10 protein-coding genes are annotated in these 12290 nt (G+C 40.9%); 7 read left to right on the top strand and 3 right to left on the bottom strand.

The genetic code is table 11. From position 1 onward, the window contains the following. Window positions 1-61 precede the first annotated feature (61 nt). Genes O1Q79_RS06895 through mutH form a run of 3 tightly spaced genes read left to right on the top strand, consistent with a single transcriptional unit; the run spans window position 62 to window position 2693 of the window. Window positions 62-1417, top strand: a complete 1356-nt coding sequence (locus O1Q79_RS06895) for an outer membrane protein transport protein (RefSeq protein ID WP_386691230.1) — start codon at window positions 62-64, stop codon at window positions 1415-1417. Window positions 1418-1471: 54 nt separating this feature from the next. Further along, window positions 1472-2014, top strand: a complete 543-nt coding sequence (locus O1Q79_RS06890) for a methylated-DNA--[protein]-cysteine S-methyltransferase (RefSeq protein ID WP_386693367.1) — start codon at window positions 1472-1474, stop codon at window positions 2012-2014. Between the two features lies 1 nt (window position 2015). Then, window positions 2016-2693 carry a DNA mismatch repair endonuclease MutH gene (gene mutH, locus O1Q79_RS06885; RefSeq protein WP_386691227.1) on the top strand — a complete coding sequence of 226 codons (678 nt, stop codon included), beginning with the start codon at window positions 2016-2018 and terminating at the stop codon, window positions 2691-2693. A 105-nt stretch (window positions 2694-2798) separates the two neighbouring features. Here the strand turns inward: mutH and O1Q79_RS06880 are convergent, their stop codons facing one another. The 3 genes from O1Q79_RS06880 to O1Q79_RS06870 are packed head-to-tail and all read right to left on the bottom strand — an operon-like array spanning window position 2799 to window position 5618. Continuing rightward, complete coding sequence (locus O1Q79_RS06880) at window positions 2799-3821, bottom strand: ABC transporter substrate-binding protein (RefSeq protein WP_386691224.1); 1023 nt, start codon at window positions 3819-3821, stop codon at window positions 2799-2801. A gap of 11 nt (window positions 3822-3832) precedes the next feature. Then, on the bottom strand, window positions 3833-4621 hold the full coding sequence (locus O1Q79_RS06875) for an ABC transporter ATP-binding protein (RefSeq protein WP_386691221.1): 789 nt from the start codon (window positions 4619-4621) through the stop codon (window positions 3833-3835). Between the two features lie 13 nt (window positions 4622-4634). After that, window positions 4635-5618, bottom strand: coding sequence for a FecCD family ABC transporter permease (locus O1Q79_RS06870; protein WP_386691218.1), 984 nt, complete (start codon window positions 5616-5618; stop codon window positions 4635-4637). Window positions 5619-5760: 142 nt separating this feature from the next. On the opposite strand from O1Q79_RS06870, the gene O1Q79_RS06865 reads away from it, so the two are divergent. The 4 genes from O1Q79_RS06865 to lptE all read left to right on the top strand — a co-directional run bounded on the left by O1Q79_RS06865 (window position 5761) and on the right by lptE (window position 12281). Next, complete coding sequence (locus tag O1Q79_RS06865) at window positions 5761-8040, top strand: FepA family TonB-dependent siderophore receptor (RefSeq protein WP_386691215.1); 2280 nt, start codon at window positions 5761-5763, stop codon at window positions 8038-8040. A gap of 374 nt (window positions 8041-8414) precedes the next feature. Next, window positions 8415-10997 carry a leucine--tRNA ligase gene (gene leuS / locus O1Q79_RS06860; RefSeq protein ID WP_386691212.1) on the top strand — a complete coding sequence of 861 codons (2583 nt, stop codon included), beginning with the start codon at window positions 8415-8417 and terminating at the stop codon, window positions 10995-10997. A 63-nt stretch (window positions 10998-11060) separates the two neighbouring features. Next, window positions 11061-11777, top strand: a complete 717-nt coding sequence (locus O1Q79_RS06855) for a hypothetical protein (protein ID WP_386691209.1) — start codon at window positions 11061-11063, stop codon at window positions 11775-11777. 3 nt (window positions 11778-11780) lie between these two features. Beyond that, a complete protein-coding gene (gene lptE / locus O1Q79_RS06850; protein ID WP_386691206.1) occupies window positions 11781-12281 on the top strand; it encodes an LPS assembly lipoprotein LptE in 501 nt (166 codons plus the stop codon). Window positions 12282-12290 lie beyond the last annotated feature (9 nt).

Below are 12290 nucleotides of genomic sequence, written 5' to 3'. Positions count from 1 at the left end.
TAGCGTTCATTAGAATTCGACTGTTTTTTTCTCTTGTGTTAATAATTTTCTAGGAAAATCAATGAAAAATCTTTTTACAAAAACTTTATTATCTTCTGCTTTGTTAGTAGCAACTGGTGCAGCTAATGCTGCTGCATTTCAATTAGCTGAAATTTCAACTTCTGGTTTAGGTCGTGCTTATGCGGGTGAAGCCGCTATTGCGGATAATGCTGGCGTGGTAGCAACTAACCCTGCATTAATGAGTTTATTTAAACGTCCTGAAATTTCACTAGGTGCAATTTATGTGGATCCGAATATTGATATTTACGGTACAACATTATATGGAACGGGGTTAGATACGAATGCAGATGCTAAAAATATAGCGAAAAGTGCAGCAGTACCAAATATCTATTTTGTTGCTCCGCTCAATGATAAATTTGCTGTGGGTGGTGGATTAAACGTTAACTATGGTTTAGCCACAGAATATGATGATAATTATTCGGCTGGTTTTATTGCAGGTAAAACAGACTTAACCGCCTTAAATTTTAATTTAAGTGGTTCTTATAAAATTTTAGATAACCTTGCTTTTGGCTTAGGTTTTAATGCGGTTTATGCCGATGCTACAGTGGAACGTCGTTTAGGCGTGGCAAGTGCTGGTGTTTATGCCGCCACCGCTCGACAATATGCAGCAGCTGGAAATGCTGTTGGAGCTCAAGCAGCATTAACAGCTGCACGAAATGCAGCAGCTAACCCATCAACAGCTACTCTGCGTAAAATCGAAGGGGATAAATGGGGATTTGGATGGAACGCTGGTTTAATGTGGCAAATCACTGAACGTAGTCGTTTCGGTTTAGCTTACCATGCTAAAGTAGATATTGATTTTGACGGTGATTACAGCGATGCTGGTGCCGCCATTGGTACATATTCTCAAGGCAATCAACCCGGTTCATTAACCTTACCATTACCAGCCTACTGGGAATTCTCTGGTTTCCATCAAGTGACCGATAAATTTGCTTTCCACTATAGCTGGAAATATACCGAATGGTCTAAATTTAAAGAATTACGTGCGGTAGGTTCTTCAGGTAAAGAATTATTCCAAAAAACCGAAAAATATCGTGATAGTTCACGTTTAGCCATCGGTGCTACTTATCATGCAACTGATGCATTAACCGTACGTGCGGGTATTGCCTATGATGAAACCGCGGCAAATGAACATCATTCTATCTCAATTCCAGATACTAACCGTGTATGGTACAGCCTAGGAGCAACCTATCGTTTTACCCCGGATCTTTCTGTTGATGTTGGTTTTGCTCACTTACGTGGTTCAAACAATAGCTTTAAAGAAGAACTTATCACTTCTGCTGGTAAAATCGTGACTGATGTGAAAGTAAAAGCCACTGCCAACCTTTACGGCTTAAACTTAAACTATCGTTTCTAATTGATCACAAATTAGCATATAATCGGGCGTAACTTTTACGCCCTTTTTTATTGAATAACCATGATCGACTATTGCTATTACGCTTCCCCCATTGGCAGACTATTAATCTTAGCAGAAAATGATCGGCTCACCCATTTAGACTTTGAGCTTGAACAAATTGCCCCCAATCCTAACTGGCACTATCAACCTGATTTAGCCATTTTTCAACAAATTTGCACCGCACTTGAACGTTATTTTCAAGGTCAACCAGAAACCTTTGCAGAGATTCCTTTAGCTCCCAAAGGGACGTTATTTCAACAACAAATTTGGCAAGCATTACGTCAGATTCCCTATGGCAAAGATTTAAGCTATGGTGAATTAGCTCAACAGATAAATAACCCTAAAGCAGTACGAGCGGTAGGTGGTGCAGTGGGACGCAATCCGATCAGCATTATTATTCCTTGTCATCGTGTGCTAGGCAAAGATCGCCAATTAACGGGGTTTGGTGGCGGCTTACCCACCAAACGCTATTTATTAGATTTAGAACAGATCCCTTATGTCAATAAGGGTGTCGAATATGTTAAACAAAAATTATTGAAAAAATACACCGCACTTTAAGATGAGAAATATCAACAGTCCACAAACTGAACAAGAGCTTTTGCAACGAGCCAATGCTATTGCTGGCTTAACCTTTGCCGAATTGGCGGAAGAACTAGGCATTATTGTTCCCCCTGATTTAAAACGAGATAAAGGTTGGGTTGGTCAATTAATCGAAACGGCTTTAGGGGCAAAAGCGGGCAGTAAACCTGAACAAGATTTCGTGCATTTAGGTATTGAGTTAAAAACCATTCCGATTAATTCAAACGGTTATCCACTAGAAACCACCTTTGTTAGCCTTGCTCCGTTAGTACAAAATTCAGGTGTAGATTGGCAACATTCACACGTTAAACATAAACTGAGCAAAGTGTTATGGATTCCCGTGCAAGGCGAACGTCAAATTCCACTGGCAGAGCGTTATATTGGTAGCCCAATTTTGTGGCAACCAAACTCACGGCAAGAGCAGCAATTACATCGAGATTGGGAAGAATTAATGGATTACATTGTACTCGGTAAAGTCGCACAAATTAATGGGACATTAGGTGATGTATTACAACTCCGCCCCAAAGGTGCAAATAGTCGAGCAATCACCAAAGGCATTGGTAAAAATGGCGAAATGATTGATACCTTGCCATTAGGATTTTATTTACGCAAAGAATTTACCGCAGAAATTTTGCAAAATTTTTTATTGGGGAAATAACTAATATATCTCCAGTAAAATTAAGGATTAAATTTCCTATAACACCAAACTTAACCCTTAGTTGAATAGCTAGACTTTAAATCCGCTCAAACCACTTTTAGCTGATTATTTTACAGGATCCTGTCCCTTTAAAATCTGCTCCGCATTTTCCTTGCTGAGCTCATAAGCATAATATTTTTGATAAAACTGCTGGGTTCTTGCCACCATATCAATATCTTCAAATAAAGTTGGGTGTAACAACTTCGCTACCCATAAAATTTGCAAGGCTTCTTCGGCACTATAACGATCCCACGGAAAAGTTCCTGTTGGATTAACGAAAACTCGGTTATTTTTCACCGCACTCACACTCACCCACAACGGATCTTGTTTAATTTGCTCTACCGCTTTATCTGCATTCTGACTGCCCACAATCACTACATCAGGATTGGCTTTTAGCACATCTTCTACACTCACTTCGACCAAATTAGCTTGATCTTCAAAGGCATTACGACCGCCACCGAGCTTTACCCATTCGCCAATAATCGAACGACCACCGTCAATTTTATATAAATTTGAGCCATTGGAAATATGGATCACCGTAGGACGTTTTTCCTGTGGTACATCTTTTAAACGCTCATTCACCAACGCAATATTCGCCTCTAATTCTTTGATGTAATCTTCCGCAATGGCTGGTGCCTTGTCACCAAGCACGTCAGCCGTAATGCGTACGGTGTTTTTTAAACCATCAAAATTCTGAAAACCAATTAACAAGGCTTTCAAGCCTGCTTTTTCCACTTCTTCTTGAGCAGGTTTATTGGATACCAACACTACATCGGGTTTTGCCACGATAAGTTCTTCTAGTTGCGTGCTGTTTTGGCTGTTAATGGCTGGCACGTTTTTAATATTTGGATAGACCAAATTAAACCATGGATTGGATTTAATAATGTTCGTCGTGCCAACTAATTTATCCGCTCCGCCAAGCAACAATACCACTTGATTGTTGGCATGCCATAAATCCACCACACGCTCCACTTGATCGGGGATTTCTACGCTTTTCCCTTTGACGTCCGTAATGGTTTTCGCCAAAGCAAGGTTAGCCGTTAAGCTAAGGGAAAGTGCGGTGGCAAGTAGCCATTTTTTTAATTTCATGTTTATTCCTTTTAGATTGATTTAATTGCACAAATTTTTCGATTGAGTTCCGCCACATCCACCATTCGCAAATCCGTTTGGTAAAGTGCAGTGAGATTTTTTTCCGTAATAATATCAAGGGTTTTCCCCACTTGGAGTTTGCCTTGGTCGGTTAAAATGGCGACTAAGCTGTCGGGCAATTTGCTTTGTAATAACATCGGGTGATCGGGGTTGTGGGTGGTCATAATAATGGCAAACCCTTGCTCCGCCAGTTCTTTAATTAGGGTTAAAGTTTTAAACACATTGCCGTAATCTAACGCCGAAGTGGGTTCATCAAATAAAATGAGTTGCGGTTGCTGTACCAGAATTTTGGCAATATTCACCAACTGTTTTTGTCCGCCACTAAGTTGCATATAAATTTTGTCGCTTAAATGCGAAATCCCTAATTTTGCTAAGGCGTCATCCACCAGAGCAAAATCTTGTTCGCTCGGTTGATCAAATAAACTTAAATGCACCGCTCGCCCTAGCACCACATAATCACGTACAGCATATTGATAGGTTTCTGGTGGTTGTTGCGAGACATAAGCAATATGTTTGGCAATTTCCTTGTGACTTAATTCCGCAAGATTCTGATTATTCAATAAAATTTCACCGCACTTTGGTTGCAACAGTCCGGCAATACAGTTCAATAAAGTAGATTTTCCTGTGCCGTTCGCCCCCAGAATAGTGAGCAATTCCCCTTGCTTTACATGCAAATTGATATGTTGTAACAAGCTCGCTTGTTTGGCATGATGAAAGGATAAGTTTTTAATTTTTAACATTTTTGCACCGCACTTATTTCACCATTCGCTGTTTCACTAGCACCCATGCGAAAAACGGTGCACCAATAAAGCCCGTTAAAATCCCCAGTGGAATTTCTTCTGTATAAAGGTTTCTCGCCAAGGTATCGATCAATAACAGAAAGATTGCCCCAATTAAGGCGGCTAATGGCAGGGTCTTAATATTATCATCACCAATTAACAGCCGTGCCAAATGGGGAATGACTAAGCCAATCCAACCGATTGTGCCACTTAAACACACGGCGGATGCGGTGAGCAAGGTGGAACATAAAATCATTACATTGCGTTCCATTTTGATATTTACGCCAATCAGTTTGGCTTGTTGTTCGCCCAATGAAAGCAAATTAATTCGCCAACGGAGCAATAATAACACCAAGGCAGTGATGATCATCACTGGCGAAAAGGCGGTGAGATTTTTGAAATTGGATTTGGTTAAGCTCCCCATTGACCAATAGACAATATCCGCCAACTGGGTTTCGGGGTCGGCTAAATATTTGATTAACCCAAGGCTTGCCCCCATAAAACCACCGACAATAATCCCTGCTAACACTAAAATAATCATGCTATCTCGCCGCATTAACAGTGGAACAAGCATGGTGAGCGACACTGCAACGACACCACCGATAAAAGCCAAAATTTGAATGGAAAACGATCCCAAGCCTAATAAAATAGCAACAGATGCACCGATACAAGCTCCCCCCGATACACCTAAAATATCAGGCGATACCAACGGATTTTTAAACACACCTTGATAGGTTACGCCCGCAATAGCAAGCCCTGCACCGACTAAAAGTGCGGTTAAAATTCGAGGTAATCTTAGAATTAAGATTACGTTATTTTCCACTTCATTGGGGTTATTGCCAAGTAAGGTATTCATTACATTTTCGAGAGGAATGTGCATTCGCCCCATAGATAATGCAATAAGGATACCTAATAGCATCAAAGCGATAAGTAATAGTAAAAACAATCGGTATTTCATTGGGTTCAGGCTGTGAAAATTTAGATATGTCAGTTTAACCGATTTAGCTGAAAGAATAAATAACGTTATATAGCTATTTACACAACTGTCATTTGGAGTAAAATTATATACTTATTTATATAACCAACCCTAAGGATATTTTATGTTTAAAACACCTACGAAATTAACAACTCGTCTGTCTGCACTTAGCTTAGCCTTACTTTCTGGCTATGCAAGTGCCGCAGTACAACAGCTTGACACTATCTCAGTCACCACCGAAGATCCTGCTCATTCAGCGACTGCATCACAACCTTTACAATCCCTTGGCAAAACCACTGTGACCAGCCAAGCCATTGAAAAACAGCCTGCAGTGAATGATGTCGCTGATATTATTCGCCATCAACCGGGTGTCACCTATAATTCTGGCAGTGCCACTGGGCAATATGGTAATAAACGCCAAATTGATTTGCGTGGTATGGGTGCGGAAAACACACTGATTTTAATTGACGGTAAACCTGCAACTTCTCGTCAATCAGCTCGTTATGGACGTAATAACGGGCGTAATACCTTGGGTGACAGCAAATGGGTACCGATTGAAGAAATTGAATCCGTTGAAGTGATTCGTGGTACCGAAGCCGCACGTTATGGTAACGGTGCGATGGGTGGTGTGGTGAATATTAAAACCAAACCAGTGACAGATAAATTAAAAGGCAGCGTCACTTATAGTTTAAACGTGCCTGAAAATAGCAAATTTGGTACCACCAACCGTGCAACCTTTAATTTAAGTGGTCCAATTGTTCAAGATGTATTAGGTTTCCGTTTATACGGGAGTTGGAATAAAACCAAACAAGATGCCTTGGATGCTAATCCGCCACAAACAACATCAACAGGATCAACCTATTATGCTGCTCGTGAAGGTGTACGCAACAAAGATATTGCTGGTCGTTTAAGTTGGAAAATCACGCCAAATCAAGTATTGACCTTAGATGCCAGTTATAGCCGTCAAGGCAATTTATATGCTGGCGGCGATACTGAATCGGATAGCGGCAGTATTGATAGTACAACCTTTGACATGCAAGGGGCAGAAACTAACCGTGTCTATCGTCAAGCCTATGCGTTAACCCATGAGGGAAAATGGTCTTGGGGAGAAAACAAAACCTACTTCCAATTTGATAAAACCGTCAATAGTCGCTTCCCAGTGGGTCTAGGTTGGGGATTTGAAGGCTCATGGGATGGAAGAACTTTTGTTGATAGCACGCTTGAAAACTACCGTTTTAATAACGAAATGATTATTCCATTTGAATGGCATGCGGATCATCAATTAACGGTTGGACTAGAAGCAAGCCATAGCAAACTAAATGATCCTGATTCCACCAGCTTTGATCTTGTAAATGAACAAAGACGTTTTCTAGGTTCAGTGAATGTTATTGGATTAGATGACGGTAGCCGTTATAGCAAAACCAGTGCGAGTGAATATGGTCTTTTCGTAGAAGATCAAATTAACTTCCGCCAAGGCACCGTGATCACGCCAATGATTCGTTTTGATTATCATTCAGTATCAAAATCTAACTGGAGTCCAAGCCTCAATATTAGCCATGATGTGAATCCGTATTTAACCATTAAAGGTGGTTTGGCTCGAGCTTATAAAGCCCCTAATCTATATCAATCAAACCCGAACTATATCTTAACCAATCGTCAAAATAACTGTCCGGTAAATGGGCGTTCATTAGACGAAGTGGGGTCTTGCTATACAGTGGGTAACAAAGACTTAAAACCAGAAACCAGCTTTAATAAAGAAATTGGTTTTGAGTTACACAATGAAGCAGGCTACAAACTTGGTTTAACCTATTATCACAATGCTTATCGTAATAAGATTGAAGCCGATACCAATGTGTTAGCCACAACCTATAATCCGAGTGGTCAAGCGAAAACAACCACAGGACAAGCTATTACTACCACGGATATTTACAAATGGGATAACATTCCTCGTGCCACAGTTGAGGGTTTAGAAGGATATTTAAATTTACCGTTAATGGCGGATAAATTAGATTTCTCAACCAACTTTACTTATATTCGGAAAAGCATCAACAAAACCACGGGGAATCCATTGAGCTTAATGCCGAAATATACTATTAGCTCAACGCTAACTTACCAAGCCACAGATAATCTGGATTTCGCCACAACTTATACACGTTATGGTAAACAATTATCTCGTCCAAATAATGTCCGTTATATGCACTATACAATAAACCCTGTTGTACAAGAACGCTTAGGTAGCTATGGAGTTTGGGGGGCGAGCATCGGTTATAAATGGGGTGATTTCAGTGTGCGTGCTGGGGTAAGCAACATTTTGAATAAGCGGATTTATGTGACCAATAGTGCGGCGAGTAAATCGAATGAGATTGGGCGGGCGTATTATACGACACTTAAATATTCGTTCTAATTTAAATCGATTTTCGCCGATGGCGACTTACTTTTTCTTTGCTTTGCCAAAGAAAAAGTAAGCAAAAAGAAAGGCAACCCCGATTTTGCCTTGTTTCCTGAAAACAATTTAATTTGCTTAACAGAAAATGGCTGAACTCGCTACGCTCAAACAGACGCCATTTTCCTACAAATTAAATCATTTTCAGGCGGCAAAGACGGGGACCCCGTTTAGGTTACAATAGAGTGCGGTGAGAAATCAGAAACTTTTGATTTTTTCACCGCACTTTTTTTCTGTTAATTTTCCCCGTTTTCCGCTATTCTATTACCCATTTTCCAAATCAAGATAAACCGCTAAAACTGCGGTGAAAATTTTAGTAATTTTAAGGTAAAACTATGCAAGAACAATATCGTCCCGATTTGATTGAAAGCGAAGTGCAGAAATATTGGGCTGACCATAAAACATTTAAAGCAGTGAAAGATCCAAGCAAAGAAAAATATTACTGTCTTTCTATGTTCCCGTATCCATCGGGGCGTTTACACATGGGACACGTGCGTAATTATACCATTGGCGATGTGGTGTCTCGTTATCAACGCATGAACGGCAAAAATGTGTTGCAGCCGATGGGGTGGGACGCATTCGGGTTGCCTGCGGAAGGGGCGGCGGTGAAAAATAAAACCGCACCAGCGAAGTGGACCTACGAGAATATTGAGTATATGAAAAATCAGCTTAAAAATTTGGGCTTTGGTTTTGACTGGGATCGGGAAGTCACCACTTGCCGTCCTGAATATTACAAATGGGAACAATGGTTCTTTACTGAGTTGTATAAAAAAGGCTTAGTGTATAAAAAAACGTCCACCGTGAACTGGTGTCCGAATGATGAAACTGTACTTGCCAATGAGCAGGTTCACGAAGGTTGTTGCTGGCGTTGTGATACCCCAGTGGAACAAAAAGAAATTCCGCAATGGTTTATTAAAATTACCGATTATGCCGAGCAGTTATTAGGCGGATTAGAAACGCTCCCACAATGGCCTGATATGGTGAAAACCATGCAACGCAATTGGATTGGGCGTTCAGAGGGTGTGGAAATTACCTTTAAGATTGAAAATTCTGATGAAACAGTCGCTGTTTATACTACCCGTCCTGATACGTTCTATGGCGTGTCTTATATGGCTGTGGCGGCGGGGCATCCGTTGGCAGAGCGTGCAGCAGAAAATAATCCAGAATTAAAAGCCTTTATTCAAGAATGTAAAAATGCCAAAGTCGCCGAAGCCGAGCTGGCAACAATGGAGAAAAAAGGGATGGCAACGGGGCTGAACGCCATTCACCCGATTACGGGCAAACCTGTGCCAATTTGGGTCGCCAACTTTGTGTTAATGCACTACGGAACAGGGGCGGTGATGGCAGTGCCGGCTCACGATCAACGTGACTTTGAATTTGCTACCAAATACGGCTTGGCAATTAATCAAGTGATCGAGCCAGCTCACGGTGAAGAGATTGATTTAAGCAAAGCGGCGTTCACCGAACACGGAAAACTCGTTAATTCTGAAGAATTTAATGGTTTAGAATTTGAATCGGCATTCAACGGTATTGCGGATAAACTCGAAAAATTAGGCGTAGGTAAACGTCAAGTGAATTACCGTTTGCGTGACTGGGGGGTTTCTCGTCAACGTTATTGGGGGGCACCAATTCCGATGTTGACCTTGGAAAATGGCGATGTAGTACCAGCTCCAATTGAAGATCTGCCAATCGTGTTGCCAGAAGATGTGGTGATGGACGGGGTGAAAAGTCCAATTAAAGCCGATCCAAACTGGGCGAAAACCACATTCAACGGTGAGCCAGCGTTAAAAGAAACCGATACCTTCGACACCTTTATGGAATCCTCTTGGTATTACGCACGCTACACTAGTCCTCAAAGCAGTTCTGCGATGTTGGACAGCGATGAAGCCAATTACTGGTTGCCAGTGGATCAATATATTGGTGGAATTGAACACGCCACGATGCACTTGCTCTATTTCCGTTTCTTCCATAAATTATTGCGGGATGCAGGGTTGGTCAGTTCCGATGAGCCAGCACAAAAATTGCTTTGTCAAGGAATGGTGTTAGCAGACGCATTCTATTACACCAGCCCGAGCAATGAGCGAATTTGGGTCAGCCCGACTAAAGTGACCCTTGAACGTGATGAAAAAGGACGTATTGTCAAAGCCATTGATGACGAAGGGCATGAGTTAGTGCATAGCGGTATGACCAAAATGTCAAAATCCAAAAACAACGGCATTGATCCGCAAGAAATGGTGGAAAAATACGGTGCGGATACGGTACGGTTATTTATGATGTTCGCTTCGCCTGCGGAAATGACGCTTGAATGGCAAGAATCAGGTGTAGAGGGAGCAAACCGTTTCTTACGCCGTTTGTGGAATTTGGTGTTTGAATACAACAAAAATCCAGCCAAAACTGCGGTAGGAATCACCGCACTTTCAGCCAGCCAAAAAGCCTTACGCCGTGATGTGCATAAAACCATTGCGAAAGTGAGCGATGATATTGGTCGCCGTCAAACCTTTAATACGGCGATTGCGGCGGTGATGGAGTTGATGAACAAACTCACCAAAGCTCCGTTAGACAGCGAGCAAGATCGTGCAGTAATGGCGGAAGCCTTAAATGCTGTAGTACGTATGCTGTACCCAATCACTCCACATATTTGTTTCCAATTATGGCAAGATTTAGGCAATGAAAACGCCATTGATTTTGCCCCTTGGGTGATAGCAGATGAAGCGGCGATGGTGGAAGATGAAAAATTAGTAGTGGTACAAGTGAACGGTAAAGTGCGTGCTAAAATCACCGTACCTGCGGATATGGCAGAAGATGACATCAAAGCGGTGGCATTAGCAGATGAAAACGTACAAAAATTCTTGCATGGCTTGAATGTGGTGAAAACCATTTATGTACCGGGCAAATTGTTTAGTTTTGTGGCGAAGTAACTTATTTGGGGTGAGCGTTGTTTCCGCTCTTGTTAAATCCATTAGAATATAAAAGGAATTAATATGAAATTTGCAAAATTATCCGTTGTCGCCCTATTTTCTAGTTTATTAGTGGCTTGTGCCAATGATGCGGAGCAAGCCAAATGGCGACCGTTTAAAGATATTAATGGCGAAATTAAAGAAATGTCTTTTATCACCTTAACATCGCAACAGATTGATAAATCTCAACAATCTCAGTCTGTTGAACGCTATTTTGCTAATCTTGCTATGTCTTTTGGTGAAAAGAAAACCTTTAGACGTTTAGGCGAAATGTTCCCTTTAGGACGAGCCAGTGAAAATTATTCCATGGCAACTATTTTCTTACTAAATGACAAATCCTTGAATATTTATCAAGATGAAAATGTGCAAGCCTTAGCCAAAGCCAAGGAATTTGAGTTTTATGAGTTTGGAGCAATGCGGTTAAGCCATGCAAAATTTACTGCCAAAACGGAAATTTGCAAAGATTTTCGTGCTAAAAACGGAGTGAATTTGTTGATGACCACTAACTATTATCCGCAAAATAGTTTTACCGATTTTTACACTGCACTCATTGAAGTGAATTTGCAAAGCAAACAAGCTCCGCAAGAAATGGGCTACCATGCTGACTTTACTGGCAACGATACTAAGTTGCAGGCGGAAATCAAACAAGTAGAACAGGAACGTGGTAAAGATATTGCGGTGGCAAATGTCAAAGAAAAAGCCAGCCTACTCTTTAATATTATTTGTAAACAAGGGGCATAAACCATGTTAAAACCAATTAAAATAGCATTTTTAATGCTGAGTATTTCCGTGTTAACCGCATGTGGATTTCACTTTCAAAATGGTGAACTAATTCCACAAGAATTACGTACTTTAAAATTTGAAAGTAGCGATCCATACAGCGATATGTCAATGGCAATGCGTAAGCAACTACTAGCGAATAATATCCGCATAGTAGAACAAACTAATGTGCCAATATTACGTATTACTAAAGTGACGAGCAATAACGAAGTGGTATCCGTATTTAAACAAGGACGTGAAGCAGAAAAAATGTTGATGTTGCAAGTGGATGCCAGTGTACAATTACCAAATAAACAAGCCTATCCAATTTCAGCCAAAGTAAGCCGTACGTTCTTTGATAATTCTCGTGCTGCCTTAGCAAAATCCTCCGAGCGTGAAATGATTTGGTCGGATATGCGAGAACAAGTCGCACGTAAATTAATTTCAAAAATGGTAACGTTACAATCTCAAATACAAGTTAACTGATTATATTAA

Origin of the sequence: Lonepinella sp. MS14434, assembly GCF_042468235.1 — a bacterium.
Taxonomy (GTDB): Bacteria; Pseudomonadota; Gammaproteobacteria; order Enterobacterales; family Pasteurellaceae; genus Lonepinella.
This window is presented reverse-complemented; position numbering and strand designations above follow the sequence as displayed.

What these genes read in the sequence shown, in the direction of transcription:
- lptE (WP_386691206.1), top strand. Translation starts at nt 11,781, where the DNA reads ATGTTAAAACCAATTAAAATAGCATTTTTAATGCTGAGTATTTCCGTG.
- O1Q79_RS06870 (WP_386691218.1), bottom strand. Translation starts at nt 5,618, where the DNA reads ATGAAATACCGATTGTTTTTACTATTACTTATCGCTTTGATGCTATTA.
- O1Q79_RS06865 (WP_386691215.1), top strand. Translation starts at nt 5,761, where the DNA reads ATGTTTAAAACACCTACGAAATTAACAACTCGTCTGTCTGCACTTAGC.
- mutH (WP_386691227.1), top strand. Translation starts at nt 2,016, where the DNA reads ATGAGAAATATCAACAGTCCACAAACTGAACAAGAGCTTTTGCAACGA.
- O1Q79_RS06875 (WP_386691221.1), bottom strand. Translation starts at nt 4,621, where the DNA reads ATGTTAAAAATTAAAAACTTATCCTTTCATCATGCCAAACAAGCGAGC.
- O1Q79_RS06880 (WP_386691224.1), bottom strand. Translation starts at nt 3,821, where the DNA reads ATGAAATTAAAAAAATGGCTACTTGCCACCGCACTTTCCCTTAGCTTA.
- O1Q79_RS06855 (WP_386691209.1), top strand. Translation starts at nt 11,061, where the DNA reads ATGAAATTTGCAAAATTATCCGTTGTCGCCCTATTTTCTAGTTTATTA.
- leuS (WP_386691212.1), top strand. Translation starts at nt 8,415, where the DNA reads ATGCAAGAACAATATCGTCCCGATTTGATTGAAAGCGAAGTGCAGAAA.
- O1Q79_RS06895 (WP_386691230.1), top strand. Translation starts at nt 62, where the DNA reads ATGAAAAATCTTTTTACAAAAACTTTATTATCTTCTGCTTTGTTAGTA.